Source organism: Klebsiella sp. 141161, assembly GCF_050600815.1.
In the GTDB taxonomy this organism is placed as follows: Bacteria; Pseudomonadota; Gammaproteobacteria; order Enterobacterales; family Enterobacteriaceae; genus Klebsiella; species Klebsiella aerogenes.
In genome coordinates this window covers 60,165-85,625 of the sequence record NZ_JAQIRN010000002.1, presented here as the reverse complement: position 1 = coordinate 85,625, position 25,461 = coordinate 60,165, and the positions used below count along the sequence as shown (strand labels likewise).

At 56.6% G+C, this 25,461-nt stretch carries 28 protein-coding genes; 8 read left to right on the top strand and 20 right to left on the bottom strand.

Annotated elements, in window-relative coordinates:
- Positions 1 to 6: 6 nt before the first annotated feature.
- The 4 genes from nrdE to PGR79_RS05015 all read right to left on the bottom strand — a co-directional run bounded on the left by nrdE (position 7) and on the right by PGR79_RS05015 (position 3,391).
- Positions 7 to 2,151 (bottom strand): class 1b ribonucleoside-diphosphate reductase subunit alpha, encoded by a 2,145-nt coding sequence (gene nrdE / locus PGR79_RS05030; RefSeq protein WP_430921184.1) that lies wholly within the window; start codon positions 2,149 to 2,151, stop codon positions 7 to 9.
- A complete protein-coding gene (gene nrdI / locus PGR79_RS05025) occupies positions 2,124 to 2,534 on the bottom strand; it encodes a class Ib ribonucleoside-diphosphate reductase assembly flavoprotein NrdI (RefSeq protein ID WP_015370076.1) in 411 nt (136 codons plus the stop codon). Before nrdI ends, nrdE begins: the two co-directional genes overlap by 28 nt.
- On the bottom strand, positions 2,531 to 2,776 hold the full coding sequence (gene nrdH / locus PGR79_RS05020; protein ID WP_015370077.1) for a glutaredoxin-like protein NrdH: 246 nt from the start codon (positions 2,774 to 2,776) through the stop codon (positions 2,531 to 2,533). Before nrdH ends, nrdI begins: the two co-directional genes overlap by 4 nt.
- 183 nt (positions 2,777 to 2,959) lie before the next feature.
- Positions 2,960 to 3,391 carry a carboxymuconolactone decarboxylase family protein gene (locus tag PGR79_RS05015; RefSeq protein ID WP_430921181.1) on the bottom strand — a complete coding sequence of 144 codons (432 nt, stop codon included), beginning with the start codon at positions 3,389 to 3,391 and terminating at the stop codon, positions 2,960 to 2,962.
- Between the two features lie 90 nt (positions 3,392 to 3,481).
- On the opposite strand from PGR79_RS05015, the gene PGR79_RS05010 reads away from it, so the two are divergent.
- Positions 3,482 to 4,840: a PLP-dependent aminotransferase family protein gene (locus PGR79_RS05010; protein ID WP_430921179.1), complete on the top strand. Its 1,359-nt coding sequence runs from the start codon at positions 3,482 to 3,484 to the stop codon at positions 4,838 to 4,840.
- Positions 4,841 to 4,916: 76 nt separating this feature from the next.
- Here PGR79_RS05010 and PGR79_RS05005 read toward each other — a convergent pair whose 3' ends face one another.
- Entirely contained in the window at positions 4,917 to 5,264 is a 348-nt protein-coding gene (locus tag PGR79_RS05005; RefSeq protein WP_430921177.1) for a DUF883 family protein, read from the bottom strand.
- A 149-nt stretch (positions 5,265 to 5,413) separates the two neighbouring features.
- Between PGR79_RS05005 and PGR79_RS05000 the strand changes: the two genes are divergently transcribed.
- Complete coding sequence (locus PGR79_RS05000; RefSeq protein ID WP_015370081.1) at positions 5,414 to 5,776, top strand: DUF2002 family protein; 363 nt, start codon at positions 5,414 to 5,416, stop codon at positions 5,774 to 5,776.
- A gap of 64 nt (positions 5,777 to 5,840) precedes the next feature.
- Here PGR79_RS05000 and alaE read toward each other — a convergent pair whose 3' ends face one another.
- Positions 5,841 to 6,290, bottom strand: a complete 450-nt coding sequence (gene alaE / locus PGR79_RS04995) for an L-alanine exporter AlaE (protein WP_015370082.1) — start codon at positions 6,288 to 6,290, stop codon at positions 5,841 to 5,843.
- Positions 6,291 to 6,993: 703 nt separating this feature from the next.
- Between alaE and stpA the strand changes: the two genes are divergently transcribed.
- A complete protein-coding gene (stpA, locus tag PGR79_RS04990) occupies positions 6,994 to 7,395 on the top strand; it encodes a DNA-binding protein StpA (RefSeq protein WP_213793435.1) in 402 nt (133 codons plus the stop codon).
- A 40-nt stretch (positions 7,396 to 7,435) separates the two neighbouring features.
- On the opposite strand, the gene PGR79_RS04985 is transcribed toward stpA, so the two are convergent.
- Positions 7,436 to 7,615, bottom strand: a complete 180-nt coding sequence (locus PGR79_RS04985) for a hypothetical protein (RefSeq protein WP_087858676.1) — start codon at positions 7,613 to 7,615, stop codon at positions 7,436 to 7,438.
- Between the two features lie 208 nt (positions 7,616 to 7,823).
- Between PGR79_RS04985 and lpxO the strand changes: the two genes are divergently transcribed.
- Positions 7,824 to 8,726, top strand: a complete 903-nt coding sequence (gene lpxO, locus PGR79_RS04980; protein WP_045395192.1) for a lipid A hydroxylase LpxO — start codon at positions 7,824 to 7,826, stop codon at positions 8,724 to 8,726.
- On the opposite strand, the gene PGR79_RS04975 is transcribed toward lpxO, so the two are convergent.
- The 3 genes from PGR79_RS04975 to PGR79_RS04965 form a co-directional block, all read right to left on the bottom strand.
- Positions 8,723 to 9,202, bottom strand: a complete 480-nt coding sequence (locus PGR79_RS04975) for a rhodanese family protein (RefSeq protein WP_430921421.1) — start codon at positions 9,200 to 9,202, stop codon at positions 8,723 to 8,725. The two genes, lpxO and PGR79_RS04975, sit on opposite strands and share 4 nt — an antisense overlap.
- 51 nt (positions 9,203 to 9,253) lie before the next feature.
- On the bottom strand, positions 9,254 to 9,553 hold the full coding sequence (locus PGR79_RS04970) for an ArsR/SmtB family transcription factor (RefSeq protein ID WP_430921175.1): 300 nt from the start codon (positions 9,551 to 9,553) through the stop codon (positions 9,254 to 9,256).
- Between the two features lie 78 nt (positions 9,554 to 9,631).
- Positions 9,632 to 10,237, bottom strand: a complete 606-nt coding sequence (locus tag PGR79_RS04965) for an FMN-dependent NADH-azoreductase (protein ID WP_087858673.1) — start codon at positions 10,235 to 10,237, stop codon at positions 9,632 to 9,634.
- A gap of 102 nt (positions 10,238 to 10,339) precedes the next feature.
- Between PGR79_RS04965 and PGR79_RS04960 the strand changes: the two genes are divergently transcribed.
- Positions 10,340 to 11,278, top strand: coding sequence for a LysR family transcriptional regulator (locus tag PGR79_RS04960; RefSeq protein ID WP_213793432.1), 939 nt, complete (start codon positions 10,340 to 10,342; stop codon positions 11,276 to 11,278).
- A gap of 59 nt (positions 11,279 to 11,337) precedes the next feature.
- A complete protein-coding gene (locus PGR79_RS04955; protein ID WP_087858671.1) occupies positions 11,338 to 11,934 on the top strand; it encodes an undecaprenyl-diphosphatase in 597 nt (198 codons plus the stop codon).
- Here the strand turns inward: PGR79_RS04955 and PGR79_RS04950 are convergent, their stop codons facing one another.
- Positions 11,935 to 13,716 (bottom strand): sigma-54-dependent Fis family transcriptional regulator, encoded by a 1,782-nt coding sequence (locus PGR79_RS04950; RefSeq protein WP_316424860.1) that lies wholly within the window; start codon positions 13,714 to 13,716, stop codon positions 11,935 to 11,937.
- Positions 13,717 to 13,981: 265 nt separating this feature from the next.
- On the opposite strand from PGR79_RS04950, the gene exaC reads away from it, so the two are divergent.
- Positions 13,982 to 15,502 (top strand): acetaldehyde dehydrogenase ExaC, encoded by a 1,521-nt coding sequence (exaC, locus tag PGR79_RS04945; protein WP_015703226.1) that lies wholly within the window; start codon positions 13,982 to 13,984, stop codon positions 15,500 to 15,502.
- Positions 15,503 to 15,571: 69 nt separating this feature from the next.
- On the opposite strand, the gene PGR79_RS04940 is transcribed toward exaC, so the two are convergent.
- From PGR79_RS04940 to PGR79_RS04910, 7 genes are read right to left on the bottom strand one after another with little or no spacing between them, the layout of a single operon-like run.
- Complete coding sequence (locus PGR79_RS04940) at positions 15,572 to 16,516, bottom strand: oligopeptide/dipeptide ABC transporter ATP-binding protein (RefSeq protein WP_015370095.1); 945 nt, start codon at positions 16,514 to 16,516, stop codon at positions 15,572 to 15,574.
- Positions 16,509 to 17,498 (bottom strand): ABC transporter ATP-binding protein, encoded by a 990-nt coding sequence (locus PGR79_RS04935; protein WP_213793429.1) that lies wholly within the window; start codon positions 17,496 to 17,498, stop codon positions 16,509 to 16,511. The genes PGR79_RS04940 and PGR79_RS04935 overlap by 8 nt, the downstream gene beginning before the upstream one ends.
- Positions 17,498 to 18,391, bottom strand: coding sequence for a D,D-dipeptide ABC transporter permease (gene ddpC, locus PGR79_RS04930; protein ID WP_113374611.1), 894 nt, complete (start codon positions 18,389 to 18,391; stop codon positions 17,498 to 17,500). Before ddpC ends, PGR79_RS04935 begins: the two co-directional genes overlap by 1 nt.
- Entirely contained in the window at positions 18,392 to 19,411 is a 1,020-nt protein-coding gene (locus PGR79_RS04925; RefSeq protein ID WP_015370098.1) for an ABC transporter permease, read from the bottom strand.
- 60 nt (positions 19,412 to 19,471) lie between these two features.
- A complete protein-coding gene (locus PGR79_RS04920) occupies positions 19,472 to 21,034 on the bottom strand; it encodes an ABC transporter substrate-binding protein (RefSeq protein ID WP_113374610.1) in 1,563 nt (520 codons plus the stop codon).
- Entirely contained in the window at positions 21,031 to 21,612 is a 582-nt protein-coding gene (gene ddpX / locus PGR79_RS04915) for a D-alanyl-D-alanine dipeptidase (protein WP_113374609.1), read from the bottom strand. Before ddpX ends, PGR79_RS04920 begins: the two co-directional genes overlap by 4 nt.
- An 11-nt stretch (positions 21,613 to 21,623) precedes the next feature.
- A complete protein-coding gene (locus PGR79_RS04910) occupies positions 21,624 to 22,490 on the bottom strand; it encodes a MurR/RpiR family transcriptional regulator (protein WP_113374608.1) in 867 nt (288 codons plus the stop codon).
- 321 nt (positions 22,491 to 22,811) lie between these two features.
- Between PGR79_RS04910 and PGR79_RS04905 the strand changes: the two genes are divergently transcribed.
- Positions 22,812 to 23,573: a transporter substrate-binding domain-containing protein gene (locus tag PGR79_RS04905; protein ID WP_113374607.1), complete on the top strand. Its 762-nt coding sequence runs from the start codon at positions 22,812 to 22,814 to the stop codon at positions 23,571 to 23,573.
- 50 nt (positions 23,574 to 23,623) lie between these two features.
- Here the strand turns inward: PGR79_RS04905 and PGR79_RS04900 are convergent, their stop codons facing one another.
- Positions 23,624 to 24,232, bottom strand: coding sequence for a transporter (locus PGR79_RS04900; protein ID WP_113374606.1), 609 nt, complete (start codon positions 24,230 to 24,232; stop codon positions 23,624 to 23,626).
- A gap of 170 nt (positions 24,233 to 24,402) precedes the next feature.
- Entirely contained in the window at positions 24,403 to 25,197 is a 795-nt protein-coding gene (locus PGR79_RS04895; protein ID WP_113374605.1) for an SDR family NAD(P)-dependent oxidoreductase, read from the bottom strand.
- Positions 25,198 to 25,461: the final 264 nt, after the last annotated feature.

Below are 25,461 nucleotides of genomic sequence, written 5' to 3'. Positions count from 1 at the left end.
TTCTCCTTACAGCGCGCAGGACACGCAGCCTTCGATTTCGGTACCTTCCAGCGCCAGCTGGCGCAGGCGAATGTAATACAGCGTCTTGATACCTTTCTTCCACGCGTAAATTTGCGCTTTATTGATATCGCGGGTGGTGGCGGTATCAGGGAAGAACAGCGTCAGCGACAGCCCCTGATCGACATGTCGCGTGGCTTCGGCATAGGTATCGATAATTTTCTGCGGGCCAATTTCCCAGGCATCCTGATACAGCGCCAGATTGTCGTTGGTCATAAACGGCGCCGGATAGTACACGCGGCCGGTTTTTCCCTCTTTGCGGATCTCGATTTTCGCCACAATCGGATGAATGCTGGAGGTGGCATGATTGATGTAGGAGATCGAACCGGTCGGCGGTATCGCCTGCAAATTGCGGTTATAAATGCCGTAGCGCATCACGTCGTCACGTAGCTGTCGCCACATCTCACGATCGGGCAGGGTTATCCCCGCACGGGTGAACAGTTCGTGTACTCTGGCGGTTTTCGGCTGCCAGTCACCCTGCAAATACTGCTGGAAATAGTCGCCGCTAGCGTAACGCGACTGCTCAAACCCGGCAAAACGCACGCCGCGCTCGCGCGCCATCGCCATAGAGGTACGCAAGGCGTGCCAGGTGACGGTGTAGAAGTAGAGATTAGTGAAGTCCAGCCCTTCGGGGCTGCCGTAGGCGATCCCCTCACGGGCCAGATAGCCGTGCAGGTTCATCTGTCCAAGGCCGATGGCGTGCGATGCGGCGTTACCCGCCGCCACCGAGGGTACCGAGCGGATATCGCTCATATCGGAGACCGCCGTCAGGCCGCGGACCGCTACTTCGACGGTGCGGGCGAAGTCCGGCGAATCCATAGCGTGGGCGATATTCAGCGAGCCGAGGTTGCAGGAGATGTCCTCGCCAACGGTGGCGTAATCGAGATTTTCGTGAAAGGTGGAGGCGCTGTTGACCTGCAGGATCTCCGAGCACAGGTTGCTCATATTAATGCGCCCGGCAATCGGGTTGGCGCGGTTCACCGTATCCTCGAACATGATGTACGGATAGCCGGATTCAAACTGAATTTCCGCCAGCCGCTGGAACAGATCGCGGGCGCGGATCCAGCGTTTGCGAACGCGGTCGTCGGCGACCAGTTGCACATACATCTCGCTGACCGCGATATCGCCAAAGGCTTTGCCGTACAGTCGCTCAACGTCATAGGGAGAGAACAGCGCCATCTGCGCGTCTTCTTTCGCCAGCTGGAAGGTGATATCCGGAATGACTACCCCCAGCGACAGGGTTTTAATGCGGATCTTTTCATCCGCGTTTTCCCGCTTGGTATCGAGGAAGCGCAAAATATCGGGGTGATGGGCGTGAAGGTAAACCGCGCCGGCTCCCTGACGCGCTCCCAGCTGGTTGGCGTAAGAGAAGGCGTCTTCCAGCATTTTCATCACCGGCACCACCCCGGAGGATTGGTTTTCGATACGTTTAATCGGCGCGCCCGCTTCGCGTAGGTTGGAGAGCAGGAACGCCACGCCGCCGCCGCGTTTCGACAGCTGCAGGGCGGAGTTCACCGCCCGGCCGATAGACTCCATATTATCTTCGATACGCAGCAGAAAGCAGGAGACCAGTTCGCCGCGCTGCTGTTTACCGGCGTTGAGGAAGGTCGGCGTCGCTGGCTGAAAGCGCCCGGCGAGGATCTCATCGGCCAGCTGTCGCGCCAGGATTTCATCACCCTGGGCCAGGGTTAGCGCCACCATGCAGGCGCGGTCGGCGAAATGCTCCAGGTAGCGTTTGCCGTCGAAAGTACGTAAGGCATAGCTGGTGTAGAACTTCCACGCGCCGAGGAAAGTACGGAAGCGAAAACCGTGTTGATGCGCGTGGGCGAAGAGGGCCAGTACGAAACGTCGCTCATAGCGGGCCAGCACTGCCGGATCATAATAACCTTCGTCGCTCAGCCATTGCAGTTTCTCCTCCAGCCCGGCGAACGGTACGCTGTTGGGGCGCACGTGGCTATGGATAAATGCTTCGACCGCCTGTTGGTCCTTTTCCAGGGGAATGCGGCCATTGCTGTCGTATAAGTTCAGCATCGCATTGAGGGCGTGGAAATCAGACGCCCCGGCGGTTACACGTTCTGCGGTTGTCGTTGCCAAAATTCGCTTACTCCTTTACGCACGTTGTCGACATCTTGCTGGGTACCCATCAGCTCAAAACGATACAGATACGGCACGCCGCATTTCTGCGCGATGACCTCTCCCGCCCGGCCATAGGCCTCGCCGAAGTTACGGTTACCGGCGGCGATGACGCCGCGAATCAGCCGGCGATTATGCGGGTCGTTTAAAAAGCGGATCGCCTGGCGCGGCACGGCGCCTGCCGTTCCGCCGCCGCCGTAGCTGGGGACGATGAGAATATAGGGTTCGTCTACCTGAATTCGCTCGCGCTCGTTGAGCGGAATGCGCACGGCAGGCAGCGCCAGACGCTGCACAAAGCGATGCGTATTTTCAGAGCTGCTGGAGAAGTAGACGATCAGGCTCATAGGCTGGCCGTAGCCGCGGCGGGACGCAGGCGATTAATCATATCGGGGCGGAAGCCAGACCAGCGGGTTTCCCCGGCCATCACCACCGGTAATTGCTGGAATCCCTGCTCGCGCAGCATGTCGATGGCTTCCGGGTGTTGGTCGATGTTGACCATATCGAAGGCGAAACCGCGGCTCTCCATCGCGCGTTTGGTGGCATGGCATTGCACGCAGTCATTTCGAGTGTAAATAATAATGCGCATGATTCGTATTTCCATTTAAGATAACAAGACGGCGTAAAACATCGCGTCGAACGTTATGGGCTTACTGTTCAGGAAATACTAGATGTAGTTATTTAAAACTTCAACCACGCAATATATAGAGTTTTTCGATAAGTTATCCCCCACCAACTAGCCTGGCGGGGGAGGGAAGTCGATACGCGAAAATTACATCCGCATCGCGATCGCCAGACGGTTAAAGGCGTTCATCAGGCTGATGGCGAAGGTTAAATCGCTAATCTGGCGGGGCGTAAAATGCTCTTCTAAAGGCAGGTACACCTCATCTTCGGCGTGGCTGGTTGCGATATCGGTTACCGATTCCGCCCATGCGAGGGCCGCGCGTTCCGCGGCGCTGAAATGGGCGCTTACGCGCCAGCCTGCCAGCGCATCCAGTTTGCTCTGGGCAACGCCGGCTTTACGTAGCGCTTTGCTGTGCATCTCAAGGCAAAAAGCGCAGCCGTTAATTTGCGACACCCGCAAATAGACCAGCTCCACCATCGTGCTGCCCAATTCGCTTTTTTCCAGCGCTATGCTGGCCTGAACCAACCCCTTATAGATTTCCGGGCTAAGTTCGCTATACGGCTGACGTAATGTGGTCATCTTGCAGTTCTCCTCTCTAAGACCCGGGCAAAATAGCACTATAATGGACTGCATTAGATAGCCATATTGTGATGAAAAAAGCAGACCATAATGGAAGCCAAAAAAGTGCCGCACTACCAGCGTATCGCCCGCCAGCTGAAATCAGCGATTGAGAATGGCGAGCTGGCGCCGGGAAGCCGTCTGCCCGCGAGCAGAGTTTATGCGCAGGAGCTTGGCGTATCGCGGGCGACAATTGAAAATGCCTGGGGCGAGCTGGTGGCCCAGGGCTGGCTGGAGCGCCGCGGCCAGGCGGGCACTTTTGTCAGCGAGCGCCTAAGCCCGCGGCAGGTCACGGCTCAGCGACCGGCGACGGGCCGGGGATCCGTAGCGCCGCAGCCTTTTCAAATGGGGTTGCCGGCACTGGATCTTTTCCCGCGCGGGCTGTGGGCGCGGGTGATGGGGCGGCGGCTACGGACGCAATCGCGCTTCGACCTCGCGCCCGGCGATCCCTGCGGCGAACCGGTTCTCCGTCAGGCTATTGTCGACTATTTGCGCCTGTCGCGCAGCATCGAGTGCCAGCCGGAGCAGGTTGTGATTAGCGGCAACTATGCGGCCTCGATGGCGTTGATTTTGCGTACCCTTGCGCAGCCGGGGCAGCATATGTGGATGGAGGATCCGGGATATCCGTTCATTCGCCCGGTGGTTAGCGCGGCGGGGGTCAATATCGATCCGGTACCTGTTGACCAACAGGGAATGAATATCGACTGGGCGCAGGCACACTATCCTCAGGCGCGCTTTGCGCTGTTAACTCCAGCGCATCAAAGCCCGCTCGGCGTGGCCCTATCGCTGGAGAGACGTCGACAGGTATTACAGTGGGCGGCGCAGCGCGATAGCTGGATTATTGAAGATGATTACGACAGTGAATTTCGCTATCAGGGGAAGCCGCTACCGCCGCTGAAAAGCCTTGATGCGCCGCAGCGGGTACTGTACGCCGGGTCATTTAGTAAATCGATGTTTCCCGCGCTGCGCACTGCCTGGCTGGTGGTTCCGCTGCCGTTGGCGGCGCGGTTTCGCCGTCAGGCCGAATTGAGCCATTGTAATGTACCGACCTTATGGCAGCAGACGTTAGCGGACTTCATCAATGACGGGCATTTCTGGCGTCATCTAAAAAAAATGCGCGCCAGCTACGCGTTGCGCAGGCAGTGGCTGGAGTCGGCGCTGCAGTCGCAGGGTTTTCAGGTGGTACCGCAGTCCGGCGGGATTCAACTGGTGATGGCGGTAAAGGGGGACGATCGCGAGCAGGCCCGTCGCTGCCAACATGCCGGGCTGGCGGTGCAGGCGTTGAGCGACTGGCGCATGCTTAGCCGTGGTGAGAGCGGGCTATTGATGAGTTTTACGAATATCACGTCGGCGGTGATGGCACGTGAAGTCGTAGGCGAACTTAAACAAGCGCTGGCCAGCGTGGAATAATAAAAAACCCTGCGCACCATTGGGACGCAGGGTTAGACGCGTATTTGTTATCTTCACATGTAGTCTATCGATACTATTATCGACGCAAATTAAGCAAAACGCCAATAAACACCCCAACGGCGGCGGCGGCGCCAACGCTCTGCCAGGGTTTATCACGCACGTAGCTGTCGGCGCAGCCGGCGGCATCGCGGGCGCGTTCAACGGTATCATAGGCTGCCTGGCGCAGGCGGGTATTGCCGTTCAGGCGGGCGCGCGTCTCTTTCAGCAGCGACTGCGCTTTTTTACGCGCGTTCTCAGCTTCATCTTTCGCATCGCTACCCCATGATTTCAGCACTTCTTCCAGCGTATCCGCTAATTGGCTGACTTCGTTATGAATATCCTCGGCGCTTTCATCAGTGTCGTTGCGGTTCACACGGTTAGCCATTGGTTTCTCCCTTTGTTCCATTCGAGTGATTAAGTGTAGGACATGATTTTGCATTATGCTTTTGCGGGAGTTTATGGAATTTTCTGAAAGCGCTGCTATTCGTGAATAAGGTAAGGTAAATGTGCGGTAAAAGATAACGAGGAATCAGTATGTATTTAAGACCCGATGAGGTGGCGCGTGTTCTTGAAAAAGCCGGCTTCACCATGGATGTTGTGACACAAAAAGCGTATGGATATCGCCGTGGCGATAATTATGTTTATGTGAACCGCGAAGCGCGCATGGGGCGTACCGCTTTAGTTATTCATCCGGCGCTTAAAGAGCGCAGTAATTCACTGGCTGAACCTGCCAGCGAGATTAAAACTTGTGATCATTATGAACAGTTCCCGCTCTATTTGGCGGGTGATGCGCAGCAGCATTACGGCATTCCACATGGTTTTAGTTCGCGGATGGCGCTTGAGCGTTTTCTGAATGGGCTGTTTGGCGAAGCGCAGCCGCAGATGTCTCACGGCTGAATAGTCTAATGCGGGCTGCTTTGAAGCAGGCGACTGGCAGCGACCAGTCGCCGAAAGAGGGGGATCAGGCTTTAGCTTGCTGATAAGGGCTGACGCGGAACAGGCGGCGGCAGAAGTCGAGGAAGTAGCCGTACACCGCGCCCATCATCATTGATACCAGAATGTTTGAACTGACCGCGGCGGCAATTTGATGCCAGTCCGCGCCTACCGACAACAGAATCAATACATACACCGGTGACTGGAAAGTCACATACGCGACGACATCAGCAATGTTTTTCATCCATCCCGAGGTGCTGATCCGGCGCGCCTGGCGCATGGCGAAGTCGCGATAGAAACCATAAGGCACTGCAATAATAATGTTGACCGGGATCGCGACCAGTCGTGAAGATAACGACTGCTCAAAGGTCATTCCGGAGAGGAAAATTTCGATCATCATGTTGACAACGGTGCAGTAGACCACCATTGCAAAGGTGTCTGCTACCGCATGACGCAAGCGGGATTGAGCAGAGAACATCGGTGTGCTCCTCGAAAATGAAGTCAATAACGCCGAAAAGTGCGCATGGTGTAGCGGTTTTGGGCTGCCTGTTTTGATGTGTGTAGAGTATATCTCTGTGTTGTAAGTGACAACTAGCTATAAATTTTTATTTATCGCCTTTTTGTCGATAAAACACTCTGTGAACTGGCGTTTTTCTCAGCTTGCGCTACTTTTGTTCCTTTAATTGATTATATCGTTTAATATCAATTAGATATGATTTTGTTTTGTCAGGGGGCGAGTGCGCATGGCAGGAGAAGTAGGGTTGGTAAAGCGGATGCCTGATTGCGTTATGTGATAGTGGTCACTATTGGCGTTATTTACCGTATAAATGCCGATTTTCCAGCATTTACTGCTGCATGCAAAGTGTGTGTTTTATTCTGATTATATGAATTTTAATTCATTACCACAAAGCCATTGGCGTTCCCCTGCATGGGCGTTGATTTTATAACTCACTGACGTGGCTATAAATATATTATTATGTCGCGCTATGCATTATTCATCTGCGCTAGTCAGAGTTTGTGTTCTATTTCGATATTAACCGCCAATAAATTTTAGTGAGTCTATGGGCGCAAACCTGTTCATATTTATTTGAATAATCAAAGGCTGGAAATATATATACATATATATTAAACTGCCCAGGTAATTCTTGTTTTATTTTTTCGATTTGGGATTTTTGATCTTTATGTCTTTTATGTTACAAAAACTGAATAATATTCGCTCACTGCGTGCTATGGCGCGTGAATTCTCCACTGACGTGCTTGAAGAGATGCTGGAAAAACTCAGGATCGTCACTGAAGAAAAACGTGAAGAGCAGCAGAAGATGCAACAGCAGCAGGCGGAATATCAGGAAAAAATTAATACCTGGTTGGAATTAATGGTTGCTGATGGTATTTCACCTGATGAATTAGCGCTGCATGAAATGGCCCCGGCGAAAAGCAGTAAAAAACGTCAGCCGCGCCCGGCTAAATATCGTTATACCGATCATACCGGCGCAGAAAAAACCTGGACTGGCCAGGGCCGTATGCCCAAGCCGATCGCTTTGGCCGTCGCGCAAGGGAAATCGCTTGAGAGCTTCCTGATCTAAACAGAGATTGTTTAAACGGTGGGGAAACCCACCGTTTTGCTTAGCAAACGCCGAAATCGCCTTCTTCTGTATAAGGCGTGACATCAACCGCTTTCAGAGTAAATTTCTCACCCTGTTCGTTACTTGCCTGAACAACGATCAGACTATCGCCATTCACTTCCACTACCTTCAATTTTGGCCCGCCGACGCGCGGTTGTACCAGATCGCCTGTTGCAAACATGGTGTTTCTCCTGAGCATGGGTAACAACTAAGAACCTAAACGATAGCTCAACGACGCTGACGGATTCAATGGTCGTGCTGCTTTTTGTTAAAACAATTTATGGGTAGATGTATTATCTTTGTTAATGGTTTTTGTGGCGCTGCGGTGAGGGAAACTTATACTGTTGGCGCGGAATGATTCAAAACAGAACATGGTCAGATAAGCGAATATGAAGTATATCATTTTACTGATTATTATAATTGCTGTGCTCTACGTCCATTATCGCGGAAAAGTTCGCTATCGTTTCTGGCGTCAGCTTTCAGACCATTCAACTTTTACTGCCCCACTTAACGGGTTTATGTACCTCTTTTCACGTGTGCCGAACACCCCGTTTCTGCGTCCTGAAACGTTTCCGGAGCTTGCGATATTACAAAAGAACTGGCTGGTTATTCGTGAAGAGGGGATTAACCTGCAGCGACTGGAGCAAATAAAAGCGGCGGAAAAATATAATGATGCCGGATTTAACTCATTCTTTAAAACCGGTTGGAAACGGTTTTACCTGAAATGGTATGAAGATGCACATCCCTCCGCCAGCCAGCTGTGTCCAAAAACGACCGAACTGCTGCGCGGTATTCCTTCGGTTAAAGCTGCGATGTTCGCCACGTTACCCGATGGTAGCCGTTTGCCTCGCCACCGCGATCCTTATGCCGGGTCGCTGCGTTTCCATCTTGGGCTGGCGACGCCGAATGACGATCGCTGTTTTATTGAAGTGGACGGCGAACGCTATAGCTGGCGCGATGGTGAAGGTGTGCTATTTGACGAAACCTATATTCACTATGCGGAAAATACCAGCGGTGAGAACCGGCTGATTCTGTTTTGCGATATCGAACGGCCCATGCGTTACCGCTGGGCGCAGAAGGTGAACCACTGGCTGGGGCGAAATTTAATGAGCGCCGCCGCCGCGCCGAATGATATCGGCGACCGTACCGGCGGAATTAACCGCAGCTTCCGCTACATTTATCAAATCCGCATTGTCGGCAAGCGTTTGAAAAAATGGAATAAAACGGTTTACTACATCGTCAAATGGCTACTTTTCGGCGGCATTGCGCTACTCATCTGGCAGGCGTTTTAACGTCGGTTCCACGGCATGACCGCCAGCAGGCGCGCCATGCCGCAGAAACCGGTGAGGCCAGCGAAAGTGAGCCCCGCGCCAACGAAACCACTCAGCAAGAAAAAGCCGCTGTTGACGGCGTATCCCAGCACCACGCCCAGCAAAATCAGCGCGCCGGCGGCGATTTGCACCTGGCGCATTAGCGGCAGCGGCTGGGATTTATCTTCGACTATCGGCAAACCCGCCGCTCGCCATGCCTGAATACCGCCAGCCAGTAGCTTAACCTGCGCGGGCGCGGCGGCGGCGGCCAGAAGGCTGGCGTTATTTTGCGTGCGCGAGCCGGCCTGGCAGTGAAAAATGATTGTTTCTCCCGGCTGCGCATTGAGCGCCGCGCCGTGAGTCAGTTGCTCTAATGGCAGCAGCGTCGCCGCCGGAATATGCTCACGAGCGTATTCGTCGGCAGCGCGGATATCAATCAGCCGCGCGCCCTGGGCGATAAGCGCCTAGGCTTCGTTGGCTGTAACGGTGGCGATAGTCATAAGGACTCCTTACGGGCAGTAAATGGTTTTCAGCGTGGTGATGACCTGCTGAACGGCGGGATGGGTAATGAAATAGCGCAGGCGCTGCGCATCGCGTTCGCAGTCGATTAGCCCTTCATCACGCATTCGCGCGAGGTGCTGAGAGGTGGCTGAAGGGCTCAGGCCGGTGATTTGCGCCAGCTCGCCTGCGGTTGTACGCGGGGCTTCGCAGAGCATGCATAGAATCAGTAATCGGTGGGGATTGCTCATCGCTTTCAGCAGGACAGCGGCTTCCCCGGCGCTGGCCTGCAGTTGTTGTGCTGTGGTCATTTTATTTTAGTCTTTTCTAAATTTAGATTATTCTAAAATAAAAGATGACCCTTTACCAGCCCGCATAAAGAATCGACCTCACGCCAGCTGAGCGGCCCTGGCGATATGCTGGCGGGCGTGGGCGATGCCCGCGTCGCGGCCGTGCGGGCGAATATCCATCCCTTCAGCATAGATAAATTCGACGTCGCTAATCCCCATCAATCCCAGCACCGCGCGCAGGTAAGGGGTGACCGCATCGCTGGGTTGCCCGTCATGGACGCCGCCGCGCGAACTAATAACCACCGCACGCACGCCTTCAACCAGCCCCTGCGGCCAGGTCTCGGTATAGCGGAAGGTTTCCCGCGCTCGCGCCACCAGATCGAACCAGTTTTTGAGATCGGTTGGCACGTTGAGGTTATACATCGGTGCGCCGATCACTAGCAGATCGCTAGCCTTTAACTCGGCGATGAGTGAATCAGAGAGGGCAACTCCTTGCTGGATCGCCGGGCGCGTATCTTGCGCGCCGCGCAGCGCGGCAAACAGCGCGCCATCGAGTTTCGGCAAGGCGAGGGTGGTCAGATCGTGTTCGACAACCGAGTCCTGATGGCCGGCTTCGCGGCGAATCTGCATATATTCATCTATTAGCTGGTTAGTTAGCGACGCCGGGCCGTTGATGCTGGATTTTAAAATCAATACGTTACTCATGACGGACTCCTCATAAAGTTGATGGTCCGCAGGGTAACACTGTCTTTTTTTCTCCAGTAGTGACATTATTTTTTATAATTGTATCCACTCAGGAACCAATCAATGCGCAGTGACTTGAACGCGATCCCGGTATTTGTCGCCGTCGTCGAATGCGGTAACTTTGCGCAAGCCGCAGAGAAGCTAAACGTGACGCGATCCGCCGTCGGCAAGACGATTTCCCGGCTGGAGCAGCGGCTCGGCGTCGCGTTGTTCCAGCGCACTACTCGCCGGCAGGCGTTGACCGAAGAAGGCGAGGTTTTTTATCTACAATCCCGCCGGGCGCTGGATAACCTGCGTGATGCGGAAAATGAAATACAGCGTGGAAAAACCCAGGTACAAGGGCGACTGCGAATCAGCCTGCCTGTGCTGTTTGGCCAGCGCTGCGTGGCGCCGATCTTGTTTCCTCTTAGCCAACGTTATCCTGAGCTTAAGCTCGAGCTGTCGTTTAGCGACCGCCAGGTCAATCTGTTTGAAGAAGGATTCGATATGGCGATACGGATCGGCACCTTGAGCGACTCCAGCTTTCTTAAGGCCCGGCGTTTAGGCCAGCATGGCATGATTCTCTGCGCATCGCCGTTATATCTACGACATCGGCCAGCGCCGCAGGCGCCGGAAGAACTACACGGGCATCTTACCATTGGCTATCTCTACGCCGGGCAGATGCAGAAATGGCATCTGCGCGATGCGCAGGGAGCGGCGCTCGCGTTCCGCCCGCAGCCCGGGCTGGCAATGGATGATTTCGCCGCCATCGCCGCGGCGGCGAAAAGCGGACTGGGAATCGCCTGGCTGCCGGATTGGCTGGCGGCAGACGAGATAGCGCGGGGAGAACTTCAGCAAATATTGCCGTCGTCCGTCAGCGGCAGTTTTGCGATTAGCGCCGTCTGGCCGGAAGCTGCATGGGTACCGCAGAAAATTCGCGTAGTGGTAGATGAACTGCTGGCGCGGCTGCCGCAGCAGTTAGCTGGTGGAGAAAACCAGGAGGATTCTTCAGCGCCAGGTTAATCCTGGCTTAAGGTATCCCGGCGATAATGACAGCATGATGACTGTGACGAGAACTCGCCATGAACCTGTTAGAAACGTTTAACCAGAGCGCCTTCCTCGCGCTGAATGCCGGGCCTGGTACGCCGGACAGCCTATTGCTGCTGGCGCGATTCTCCGCCAGCTGGATTATCCTTTTAGTCCCGGCGATATTGCTGGGATTATGGTTCCTCGGCGGTCGTCAGGGACATCGACAGGCGCTGTTTTGCGCCATGACGATTTTGATAGCGTTAGGGCTTGGGTTTGCCTGCGGAACGCTGTGGTTCCATCCGCGGCCGTTTATGATCCCGCTGGGCCATACCTGGATAAGCCACCCGGCGGATAACTCTTTCCCAAGCGATCACGGCACCGTGATGTTCAGCGCCGCTTTCGCGCTGCTATCATTACGCCTGCGCGGCATGGGGCTGCTGGTGCTGGCGGCGGCGCTGCCGGTGGCGTGGGCGCGTATTTTTCTCGGCGTCCATTTCCCGCTGGATATGCTGGGCGCGGCGTTGATTTCAGCACTGGGCGTCTGCGTGGCGAAAGTGGTCTGGCAACGGCTGGGGCAGACGCTGGTGGCCTTGTGCGAAGCGCTGAGTCGCCGTCTCTTCTCCTGGCTGCCGGCGCGCTTTACGCCGTAGTCACTTCCTTTGTACGCGCGCGGCCCGCCGATACAGCGTGCTGCGCGCGACGCCTAACGCCTGCGCCGCTTTACTCACGTTGCCGTTAAAGCTGGCCAGCGTATCGGCAATCAGCTTTGCATCATGTTGTTGAAGCCCGCCTGGAGCGCTGGTTTGCGGCGCGCTTTGATACTCCTCCGGCAGCGCCGCGACGCCCAGGCATTCGCCATCGTCCGCCAGCGCCAACAGAACTTTGAGCAGGCTTTGCAACTGACGCACGTTACCCGGCCAACGGCATAATGTCAGTTGATTAATCAGGGCATCGGAGAGAGTGATATGGCGTTCTGCCGCGCCAAGCGAGCGCCACAGCGCTGGAATAAACTGCTTGAGTTCAGGCCATTGGCGTAGCGGCGGGATGGTAAAAGCATACTCGCGCAGGCGATAGAGCAGGTCTTCGCGAAATGCGCCTTCGGCGACGCGCTGCGCGAGATGACGGTGGGTGGCGCAAATCAAGGCGAAGTTTACCGGCGCGCTGCGATTCCCGCCCAGCGGCATGACCTCTTTTTCCTGCAGCACCCGCAGCAGACGGGTTTGCAGAGCCAGCGGCATATCGCCGATTTCATCGAGAAACAGCACCCCGCCATCGGCTTCGCGAATTTTGCCGATATAGCCGTTTTTATTCGCGCCGGTAAAAGCGCCCGCCTGATAACCGAAAAGCTCCGATTCAATCAGCGATTCGGGGATGGCCGCGCAGTTGATGGCGACGAATTTACCGCTGCGCCAGCGGCTATGTGCATGTAGTTCGCGGCTGAGGAACTCTTTACCGCAGCCGGTTTCTCCTTCGATACACAGCGCGATACCGGCATTGAGCAGGCGGACCATTTTCTCGCCTTCGCCGGACGGGCAAAACGGCAGGTTAAGCGCTGGTTGCGCGGGGACAGCGACGCTGGTGCAGGTTGGCGCACGCAGGCGGTAGTAGTAGCCACGTTGCTGGAAGGTCATCGGCAGCGGCACGCTAACCGCCGTTTGCGTCAGGCGGGGGAACAACTGCTGGAAGGTCATTTGCCCTATCTGACCGGACTGCAGGCCCAGTTCGCGAATGGCCAGCCGATTGGCCGCGGTCAGCAGGTTATCGGAGAAGACCAGCAGCAGCTCTTCGGCGCTATCGAGCTTCTGCACCCGCGAGTGCAGGCTCATTAACCACTGCTGCGGATGCAGGCTCTGTTTCACCCACAGATATTCAATCTGTTTGGCCGCCTCTTTAATCCACGCCAGAGAGTGGGGATGCGGGATATGCGCCGGGCCGGAAATATCCAGCGCCCCGGCAATCTGGCCATCGGGGCTCTGTAGGGGGACCGCCGCGCAGTACAAATCCTGATTACGGGTTAAATAGTGTTGGCGGCCTTCGACTTCGCAGCTGTCATCAATCGCCAGCGCGGTACCGATAGCGTTGGTGCCGCGACCGCTTTCGCTCCAGATATTGCCAGGCTCCAGCGCGAAGCTCTGCGCTTTTTTCATTGCCGCGCTATTGCCGAAGGTTTGGAGCACCAGCCCGCTGGCATCGGAAAGAATCACTACCGATTGCAGCCCGGCAGCACGTTGCGCCAGCGGCGTCGCCACCGGTTGCGCCAGCCGTTGCAGGCTGCGGTTGCTTTCCAGCACGTCGGCCAGTTCGCCGCCGCGCAGGCGCGGAAACTCGTCGCTCGTTGGCTGCAGGCCGTAGCGCTGGCTGCGTTGCCAGGAGTCGCTCAGCAGGGCGCTTGACTGCGTCTCGGCGGTGATAGTGAACGGATTTCCTTGCACGGCGCACCTCGTGGTCGGCTGGGTTGTGTTGCAATATTGTAGCTATTTGGTTTTCTTGGTGTTGCGATTCGCAACACAGAAGCGGGATCTTGTGCGACAAAGAGGACGCGAATCGGCAGAGGGATATATGTAATTATTTGGAAGTTATGAATTTTATGTGAAGTACGCAAAATTGGCATAACCCCTGCTACAGGAGAAAGCGTGCAGCGGACAATAGCAAAAACCACCACGCCGCTGCGCCTTAACCCTACAGAAGGAGATTGCTATGCGTTATGTTCATCCTGGCAAACCGGGCGCTTTGGTTTCATTCAAATCGGCCTACGGCAACTTCATAGACGGTAAATTCGTCGAGCCGTTAAGCGGCGAATATTTCATGAATACTTCTCCCGTCGATGGGAGCAACATTGCGCAGTTTCCCCGTTCCGACGCCAAAGATATCGATTTGGCCCTTGATGCGGCACACCGGGCGGCGGACGCCTGGGGGCGAACCTCGGTACAGCAGCGTTCTCATCTTCTGCTGCAGGTCGCCGACCGCATTCAGGAGAATCTGGAGTATCTGGCGGTAGCGGAGAGCTGGGATAACGGCAAACCGATCCGCGAAACCCTGAACGCCGACCTGCCGCTGGCGGTCGATCATTTCCGCTATTTCGCCGGTTGTCTGCGCGCGCAGGAAGGCAGTACCGCCGAAATTGACGACACCACCGTGGCTTATCATTTCCACGAACCGTTGGGCGTGGTCGGACAAATTATTCCGTGGAACTTCCCGCTGCTGATGGCGGCATGGAAACTGGCGCCCGCGCTGGCGGCAGGCAACTGCGTGGTCTTAAAACCGGCGGAGCAGACGCCGCTGAGTATTACTTTGCTGATGGAAATCATCGGCGATCTCTTCCCGGCAGGGGTGTTGAACGTGGTGCAGGGCTTTGGCAAAGAGGCTGGCGAAGCGCTGGCGACGAGCAAGCGGATCGCCAAAATCGCTTTTACCGGTTCGACGCCAGTAGGCCGTCACATTATGGCCTGCGCGGCAGAGAATATTATTCCCTGCACCGTTGAGCTGGGCGGCAAATCGCCGAATATCTATTTCGCCGACGTGATGGATGGCGAGGAGGAGTTTATTGAGAAGGCGGTGGAAGGGCTGGTACTGGGCTTCTTCAATCAGGGTGAAGTTTGTACTTGTCCATCGCGCGCGTTGATCCACGAATCGATCTATGAGCCGTTTATGGAGCGGGTTATGGCGAAAGTGATGCAGATCCGTCGCGGCGATCCGTTTGATACCGAAACGATGATCGGCGCTCAGGCGTCACGTCAGCAGTTTGATAAGATCCTGTCGTATATCAAGATCGCTCGTGATGAAGGCGGGCAGATCCTCACCGGCGGCGATCGGGCGAGCATTACCGCCGAGCTGGATAGCGGCTTCTATATTCAGCCGACGCTGATTAAAGGGCACAACGAGATGCGCAGCTTCCAGGAGGAGATCTTTGGCCCGGTCATCGGCGTGACCACCTTTAAGGACGAGGCGGAGGCGCTGGCGATCGCGAACCAGACGCAGTTTGGTTTAGGGGCCGGGGTGTGGACGCGGGATACTAACCTGGCGTACCGCATGGGGCGCGGCATCAAGGCCGGACGAGTGTGGACTAACTGCTATCACGTTTATCCGGCGCATGCCGCATTTGGCGGCTATAAGCAGTCCGGCGTCGGGCGAGAAACCCACAAAATGGCGCTGGAAGCCTATCAACAGACCAAAAACCTGCTGGTGAGCTACGGCACCGCGCCGTTGGGGCTGTTCTGATTAATTTATAACGGCTAACCCGGGGGCGGCGTAACCGCCTTCCCCGGGCTACAGGACTGGCGACCGGTCTCATCTTATTGTTTGCGCTTTCCAGCAGCGGACCTGCGCGCCATTCGCTTGCGCCTCCAGCGGCTGCGGCCGTTCGCAGCCCTGGCTGGCGTAAGGACAGCGTTCCCGAAAGTAGCAGCCCGTCGGCAGCCGGCGGTTACCCGGTAGTTCGGTATTGCGCACACCTTCGCCTAATGGCGAACCGATGCGTGGTACCGACTCCATCAATAGCCGGGTATAAGGATGCGCGGGATTATCCAGTACCTGCCGGGCCTCCCCCATCTCAACGATTTGCCCGAGATACATCACCGCCACCCGATCGCTCATATGGCGTATCACCGAGACGTTATGCGAAATCAGCACGTAGGTGAGATTCTGCCGCTGCTGCAGTTCGACCAGCAGATTAAGGATCTGCGCCTGCACCGAGATATCCAGCGCCGAAGTCGGCTCATCGAGCACGATAATCTCCGGCTGCGACGAGAGCGCGCGGGCGATGGCGATACGCTGGCGCTGGCCGCCGGAAAAAGCGTGCGGCAGCCGATCGAGATATTCGCTACGGATCCCCACCTGTAGCGCCAGCTGCTCGGCGAGATCGCGACGTGCCTTTTCAGGCATGCGCGACTGGATCCACACCGGTTCGGTGATGGTGCGCCAGACCGGTAGCCGCGGATCCAGCGATGAGAGCGGATCCTGAAACACCATTTGCATGCGTCCGCTCTGGTTTTCGCCGCGCGCCGGCGCGCGGGTGAAGTGGCCGGAAGAGGGCTTTAACATGCCCATCAGTAGCTTCGCCAGGGTGCTTTTTCCACAGCCGGATTCGCCAACGATCCCTAAGGTTTCGCCGCGCCTGGCTGTCATATCCAGACCATTTAGCGCATAGACGCGTTCGATGACTTTCCCGCGCCAGTTTTTCTGCGCGGCAAAGGTCAGGTGCACATCATTGAGGGTTAATAGCGTCTCAGACATGGGCGTTCTCCCGTTGCGGGTACCAGCAGGCAGCCTGTCTATCGGCGGCGCTACCATGAGCCTGCAGCGTGGGGGTGATACCGCAGGCTTCACCCGCGGCGAAGCAGCGTTCGCGGAAGGCGCAGCCGGCAGGAAGACGCGCCAGATTCGGCACGGTGCCGGGAATAGAACGTAGCGGCGCGCGCGGTTCGCCATTATCGGGGGCGCTGTTTAACAGTCCGATAGAGTAGGGATGCTGCGGCTGCTGCAGCACTTCCCCGGTGTTGCCGCTTTCAATGACCGCGCCGGCGTACATGACGTACAGCCGATCGCACACCTGAGAGACCACCGCCATATCGTGGCTGATAAACAGCACGGCGGCACCGGTCGCCTGGGCCTTTTGCTTTAACAGGCGCAGCACCTGACGCTGCACGGTGACGTCCAGCGCGGTGGTTGGTTCGTCGGCAATCAGCAGGTCGGGCTCGCAAGAAAAGGCGATAGCGATCATCACCCGCTGGCGCATGCCGCCGGAGAGTTCGAAGGGATAGCGCTTGAGCACGCTTTGCGGATCGGCAATTTGCATATCCGCCAGCAGTTCGACGGCGCGTGCGCGCGCCTCACGCATCGACATGGGACGGTGCTGGCGAATGACGTCTACCATCTGCTTACCGATGCGTCGGGTAGGGTTTAGCGCGGTCATCGGCTCCTGAAAAATCATCGCGACCTTACTGCCGCGAATATCGCGCAGCGTTTTTTCCGTTAGGTTGAGCATATCGTGACCCATCAGGGTGATAGCGCCGCTATGAATGTGGTAGCTGCCGGCAGGCAGCAGACGCATCGCCAGCATCGCGGTCACCGATTTACCGGAACCCGACTCGCCCACCACGCCGACGATTTCACCGCGATCGATGTGCAGCGAGATATTATTCAGCACGTTGACCTGGCCCTGATAGACCGGGAAACTCAGGCGAACGTTATCGATAGTTAAGACCCGATTTTCCATTAGTTGCGCCCTCCGGCCTTGGGATCCAGCAGATCCTGAATGCCATCGCCAAACAGGTTAAAGCCGACGGCGGTGATCAGGATCGCCGCGCCGGGGAAGGCGCAGTACCACCACTGATCGAGCACGTAGTTGCGGCCGTTAGCGACCATCGCGCCCCACTCCGCGGTGGGCTGCTGGGCGCCGAGGCCAATAAAACCGAGCGTGGCGGCCATCAGGATCGCGCTGCCGATATCCAGCGAGGCCTGCACCACCAGCGGCGGCAGGGCGTTACGCAGAATATGCCAGCTGATCAGATGCCAGCGCGAGGCGCCAAACGTCACCGAGGCCTCGACGAAAGTATGCTGACGAACCACCAGCGTCTGGCCGCGCGCCAGGCGCACGTAAAATGGAATACGCACGATGGCGATCGCCAGCATCGCGTTGAACAGGCTCGGGCCTAACGCCGCCGCCAGCGCCATGGTCAACACCAGCGACGGAATCGACAGCATAATGTCCATCAGACGCATAATCAGCGCGTCGCTGCGCCCGCCAAGCACCCCGGAGAGACAGCCCAGCAGCGAGCCGCTGATCCCGGCGATCAATACCACCGCCAGCCCGGCGGCTACCGATTGCTGGCTGCCGATCAGTACGCGGCTGAACAGATCGCGGCCGACCTCGTCGGTACCAAACCAGTGATCGAACGACGGCGCCTGCAGACGCGCGGCAAGGTTGATAGCGTTAGGATCGTGCGGCGTCAGCCACGGCGAGAAGATCATTAAAAACAGCATGATCAGTATGATCGCTGCGCCAATCAGCGTTAGCGGGCTCTGGCGGATCAACCACCAACGACGCTTCCAGTGGCCGCTTTTTTCAGCCTTTGGCCGTGGAAGCGGTTGTTCCTGAGTCATCATCACTTAGCTTTCTCCCCGACCCATGCGCGGGTCGATCCATAAATAGAGCAGGTCGACTACCAGATTGACCAGTACGTAAGCAAAGGAGACCACGATGGCGAAGCCCATCACGGCGGGGAAATCGAGCGCCTGAATCGAAGACACCACGTAGGCGCCCATCCCCGGCCAGGCGAACACTGTTTCCGTGAGCACCGCGCCGTACAGCAGATCGCCCAGCGCCAGCCCGAGCACGGTGATGGAGGGAATCAGCGCGTTGGGTAGCGCATAGCGCACCACAATGGTGAATTTCGGCAGGCCGCTGGCCAACGCGGTCCGAATGTAATCCTCATTGAGCTGTTCGAGCATCGCCGAGCGGATCTGCCGGGCGACGATGCCAAGATGAACGAAGGCAAGGGTGGCCGCCGGCAAAATGAGGTGCTGCAGGGCATTGAAGAAGACCTCGATATTGCCTTCCAGTAGTGAATCCAGCAGATAAAAGCCGCTGACGCGGGTGGGCGGATCGAACCAGTCATCGAGCCTGCCGCTGCCGGGCAGCCAATCGAGCTTGCCGTAAAACAGCACGATCACTCCGAGACCGAGCCAGAACGCCGGGGTTGAAATGCCGGTCAGCGCCATCAGGCGCACCAGGTGATCGGTCCAGCGATTGCGGTAAACCGCCGACAGCACGCCGAGCGGGATGCCGACCAGCAGGGCAATCAGCAGCGCGCAAAAGGCCAGCTCCAGCGTCGCCGGGAAGAAGGTTTTTAAATCTTCCAGGACCGGGCGGCCGGTGCGAATCGAGGTGCCGAGATCGCCGTGGAGCAGGGCGTCAACGTAGCGGGCAAACTGCTGCCATAGCGGTAAATCCAGCCCCAGCTGCTGGCGAATATGGCGGACGATTTCATCGCTGGCGCGATCGCCCGCCAGCAGCCGCGCCGGGTCGCCGGGAATCAGGTGCGAAATAATAAACGTAATCACGCAGACGCCGGCGACGACTAAAATCAGCCCCCAACAGCGCTGTCGTATTAAACCCCAGAAACTCATGATGGCGCTCCTCGGCCGGGCCTGCGACGGCCCGACCCGACAAGATGGAGAGACGGCCCGCTACTTGTGCATGTCGGCGATATTGTAAATCTGCTCAAGCATCGGGTTGAAAACGAAGCCTTTCACCTCCTTGTTCATGGCGACCTGATAGTTTTTCTGGAACAGGTAGACGTAGGCGGCGTCATCAATGACGGTTTTTTGCGCCTGCTGATAATCTTTGGTTCGCGCCGCCTGATCGGTGGTGGCAACCGCCTGTTTCAACAACGCATCAACCTGTGGGTTGTCGTAGAATGCGCGGTTTCCCGGCAGCCCTTTTTTGTCCGACTCGAACCAGTAGTTCATAAACATATAGGGGTCGGCGAAGTCCGGGCTCCAGTTACCGATAGCGATGTCGTAATCACCTTTACCCACGCGCTCGCGCATGGTGGCGTTGGCCAGTTTCTCCAGCTTGACCTGGATACCCAGCGCCTGCAGGTTGGCCTGAGTAGAGAGCGCAATCGGCTCCCAGTTCGGATCGTTATCGGAGTAGAGGAACGTCAGCGTTTTCGGCTTATCCGCCACCTTATCCAGCGCCGCTTTGGCTTTGTCGGGATCTAATGAATACTGCATGGCGCTGGCGTCGTAGCCCCACATGCCATCGGGGATCGGCCCGCGCATCTGCTTACCGTTACCGCCAAGAATGCCGTCGACCATGCCTTTATAGTCCGTTGCCCACGACACCGCGCGGCGCAGATCCGCCTGGTTCATCGGCGCTTTACTGTTGTTGAGATACAGGTAGGTGACGCGCAGCGCCGGGTAGTCGTAGACCGCGACCTTGTCCTCTTTCTTCAATGCCGCAAACTGATCGACCGGCAGAGCGTCGGCGATATCCAAATCGCCCTTGGTCAACTGCAGACGACGGGCGGCGCTTTCGCCGATGATTTTCACCGTGACGCGCTTAAAGGCCGGCTTGTTGCCGCTGAAGTGCGGGTTGGGCACCAGCACCAACTGTTGCCCTTTCTGCCAGCGCTGCAGGCTATACGCGCCGGAGCCCGCGGTGTGCTCGGCCAGATAGGCGCGGGCGTCATCGGCGGCGTTGGCTTTCAGCACCGCCGGGTTAATGATGGAGGCGCCGTCATTGGCGAGCGTATGCAGGAACGGCGCGAAAGATTCCGGCAGCGTGAAGCGAACGGTGGCCGGATCGACGGCATCCACCTTCAACCCGCTGGGAAACGCCTCCGATGGCCCCTGTTTAATGCGCATTAGCCGTTCGAAAGAGAGTTTGACCGCCTCTGCCGTCACCGGCGAGCCGTCGTCAAACTGCGCGCCTTTGCGCAGAGTGAAGGTCCAGGTTTTGCCGTCGTCGGAGGCCTGCCAGTTTTCGGCGAGATCGCCTTCGACATCGGTTGAACCTTTGCCATTATCGGTTTTGTATTTGACCAGCCGCTGATAGGCCGGGTAGGTCACCGTCCAGTCGTTGTTATCGATGGTGACGGCCGGGTCGAGCGTTTGCGGGTCGGCGGCTTTGCCTATCACCAGCATATCTTTCGGCACCGCGGCAAAGGCGGAGGGGACAGCGGCGCAGAGCGCGGCGGCTAACAGTAACGGGCGAAAACCTACGGATGCTGGGCGAGTCATGTTCATGGTGAAACTCCGTCAATCTGAGCGGGGGAGAAACAGGCGAAAACATCATCGAGTAGCGGATAACCGGCCGCGTCCGGTAGTTCGAAGTGCCACCATTCCGTGGTAATACCTTTAAATCCGCCGCCGAACATAATGGCGTTCAGCAACAGGCGATTGCGCTGGGCCTCCTGCGCTACCGCCGGGTGGTAGGGATGCGAGCGATCGTCCATTTCGTCAAAGGCGGTGCCCATGTCGAGTAGGTTGTTGTGGTCATCGAGTAGCGTTACGTCGATGGCGGTGCCGCGGCTGTGGTTGGAGCCGATATTGGCCGGTACGACATAATCCTGGTTCGGGCAGGCATTCCACAGCAGTTGCTGGGCGCGCTGTGGACGATAGGCGTCAAGCACCAGCAGGCGATAGCCCGCCAGCGCGGCGATGGCGATAGATTTCTCCAGCGCGGCGGCCGCGTCTGGGTGCAGCAGGCAGCGGGCTTCGCGATAAATCGGTTGGCCGGTAATATTATCTGCGGTGGCGTATTTCAGGTCGACAGGCAGCGTGGGAAAACGCGCGGCGATATCCACCAGGGAAAGATGGCTCATCGAAAATTTCCTTAACGTTCAAACTGACCAAATTCCTGCTGCAGCGCGCGGTTCGCGGCAAGGCGGCTGGAGAGGCTCGGTCCCAGCCGTTCCACCACCGCGGAGAGCAGCAGATTAAAAAGACAACCGATCGGCGCCAGTGAATCCCAGAAGTGGCCGGTATCGGTTTTCACCTGTAATAAATCAACCGGATAGTCGCGCGCCCATGGGCACCAGATATCGGTGACCAGCGCGGTGGCAACCCCGCGCTCGCAGGCGACCCGGCAAAACTGGCGCGCGGCGACGGAGTAAGCGCGGGTATCGGTCAGCACCACATAGGGGCGCTGGTATTCAGAATTTAATGATTCCAGCCAGCTACCGGAGCTGCCGTCGGCGTAGGTCACGCGCGGGCGCAGGTATTCCAGATGGCTGAAGAACGTGTTGGCGATGCCGCGGGTCGACTGAATGCCAATGATGATAACCGCGTCGGCTTCGGCGATGCGTTGACTGACGCGGGCGAAGAGCGGTTCCTGCGCCAGTTGGTAGACATAGCGAATGGCATCCAGCTCCATCTGCAACGACAGGCTGGCGCGATCCGGCTGCGCCTGCTGCTGTGACCAGGAGTCAAGCCGGTCAATCACTCCCCATTGGCGGTAGGGCGTTGAAGCGGGCTCCTTCAGGCTGTGCTTCACGTCATCGAGATTGCGATAGCCCAGCTTGCGCAGATAGCGGCCTACGGTTATCCCGCTGGTGCCGGTGGCCTGCGCAATGCTGTCGGCGGTCTCAAACGGGATATGCTCCCGATGGCTTAACAACCAACTGCCAATACGCTTTTCGCTCGGCGTGAGCTGGCTGAAAGTGGATTCAATAATGTGAAACAAGCCGTTGCTATCGTTCATCTCTGCCCTTAATGATAGTTCGCTCTCATTTAACAGAATTCTGATACTCAATTAACAAAGCACGATGCGTGCCAGCTGTGCCAGAAAGCGTTATTTCCAGCAATATCGCGAATGTAATGGGGACGTGTCGGATCTTGAGCGTAGATTTTGGCGATTCATTGCACAAAGAGGGTGCAATGAATCCTGGTTGTGCATCACAAAAATAAAACATATGGTTAACAAAGTGGTTATAAGCCGGAGCGGTAGAGAGATAATTTTGCTTGCCGTCAGAGACAGACAGAGTGATAACCAAAAACCTGATGATTAAAAAAGGATCATGAAATGAAAGTGAAGGCGGTGCTTGCCCTGACGCTATCCCTGGCCGCACTGGTGGGCCATGCGCGTGATATGCAGTCGATTCAACAAAGCGGCGAGTTAAAGGTTGGCGTGCCGGGGGATTATGCACCGTTGGCGTTTCATAACGGCGCCGGCGAACTTATCGGCTACGACGTCGATATGGCACACGATCTGGGGAAAACGCTGGGGGTGAAGGTGACGTTTATTATCACCAGCTGGCCAACGCTATCGACTGATTTAAAAGCCGATAAGTTTGATATCGCTATGGGAGGCGTAACGGAGACGGCGGCACGGGCGAAAGATTTCTCCCTGAGCCATCCGGTGGTGGCCAATGGCAAAATCGCCCTCGCTAACTGCAGCGCCGCGCCAGCGCTCGGCAGCCTTGAAAAAATCGACCAGCCGAATGTGAAGGTGATTGTGAACCCCGGCGGCACCAACCAAAGTTTCGTTGATGAGCACATCAAGCATGCGCAGATCATTCGCGTGCAGAACAATGTCGATAATCTGCAGGCGCTACGGCAAAAAACGGCCGATATGATGGTGACCGACCTGATTGAAGGGGAGTATTACCAGAGCAAGGAGCCCGGCGTGTTCTGCGTAGCGAATGAGACGCCGTTTCCCGGTACCGCCAGCTATAAGGTCTATATGATGAATAAGGATAATCCGGCGCTGCTTGAGAAAGTGAACCACTGGCTGGACAGCCAGGACAAAAATGTGCTCAAGCGGAAGTGGAAAATTCAGGGGTAATTCATGATTCGTGCTGCCGCCAGAGCATCAGATTCTGGCGGCGCAGTGGATTAGCTTTTCTGTCGCGCCTGATAGCGGAAGTAGCAGTAGTAGCCAATCGAGGCGGTCAGACAAAGCATGTAGCCGAACGACTCGCTACCCTCTTCAACGGTGTTTTTCACCACCCGCGCGTAATTTTCATCGAGTACGGCATACCATAAGCCATGCATGCCGAACAGCCGTGAGAAGACCAGAATCGCCAGCAGGCCGCTTATCATCATGCCGTAGTAGGGCGTGCGGGTGTATTGCGCCAGTTGCGACAGCGTTTGACGAGCGTGGCGCAGCGGAGCGATCAGCGCGGCTATCGTCGCTGCCAGCGCGAACCACACCCAGCTACCGTGAGTAATAAGATCAAACAGCGCATCCAGTTCGCGGATCAGCATCGCCAGGAAGAAGCCGCCAACGAGGATATTACAGTAGCGCAGGAGCTCATATTTTTTCGCCAGCAGGAAGTGAATCAGCACGATTATCGTCAGCACGACCTCCTGCACCACCTCGGTAAGCGAAATCTCCGGAATATCGTTGCCAAACACCCGGATATCCATCCATAGACACAGTACCGCAATGGCGGAAGCCGCCGCCGCGCCGAGAAAGAAAAGTAAGCTTCTGATGACAGACATTAACACCACTATTTATATTCAAAACAGTAATGATAAATATCGTGAATGTGACTTCCTGTTCACTTTGTGCGACATCGCGGCGTGTTTTAAACCTTTTGAGCTATTTAGCGCTAAATAACGCAACTGCAGGTGAGAAAGGGGAGCTTTGCTCCCCTGCTTAGCGGGATAATTCAGACAATATCATCGACTACGCCGCCATCGACCCGCAGCGCGGCGCCGGAGGTGGCAGAAGCCTGCTGCGAACAGACGTAGACCACCATATTGGCCACCTCGTCCACCGAGGCTGCACGCTGAATAACGGAAGCGGGGCGCTGCGCCATAACAAACTCTTTCGCCAGTTGTTCCAGCGGCTTACCGGTGCGGGCGACTTCCTCTTTCATCATTTCGGCAAAACCGTCAGAAAGCGTTGGGCCGGGCAGCACGCTGTTTACGGTGACGCCGCTGCCGGCGACGTATTTCGCCAGCCCGCGGGCCAGCGACAGCTGCGCGGTTTTGGTCACGCCGTAGTGGATCATGTCGGCGGGAATATTGCGTGCCGATTCGGAGGAGATAAAGACCACCCGACCCCAGCCTTTACGCACCATGGCGGGCAACAGCGCGCGTGACAGGCGAACGCCGGACATCACGTTGGTTTGCCAGTAGTTTTCCCAGGTGGCGTCATCGGTGGCGTAAAAATCCTGCGGGCCGTAAATACCGGCGTTATTCACCAGGATATCGACTTCATTCACCGCCTGCAGCAGTTGACTCACCCCGGCGGCGTCACTGAGATCGGCCACCGCGGGATAGGGCCGGAATCCCGGCACCTCCTGTTGCAGTCGCGCCATCGCCGCATTAACGCTATGTTCGCTGCGGCCGTTGATTATCACTTCCGCACCGCTGGCCGCCAGCCCCTTCGCAATGGCGTAACCAATACCGGCCGTGGATGCCGTCACCAGCGCGACTTTCCCCGATAAATCAATATTCATGGTTGAGCCTTTTTTATGGAATGGAGTAGTAAGCGTAGCAGGTGGGAATTGGGGGGCTTTACCACATCAACAAATTCGATAGCGATATCGAAATTATCCGTTAGAGCACAGGATTAAATTACTCTAATAATACTAGCAGTACTAACAAGATAAGAACATTTATCCGATGTTAATGCGGGAAATAACCTCACGTTTTTCCTGATGAGTGCGCTTGCGGGATAGCTTAAACAGATAAACATTTCTTTGGTATAACCGTGCGTCTGA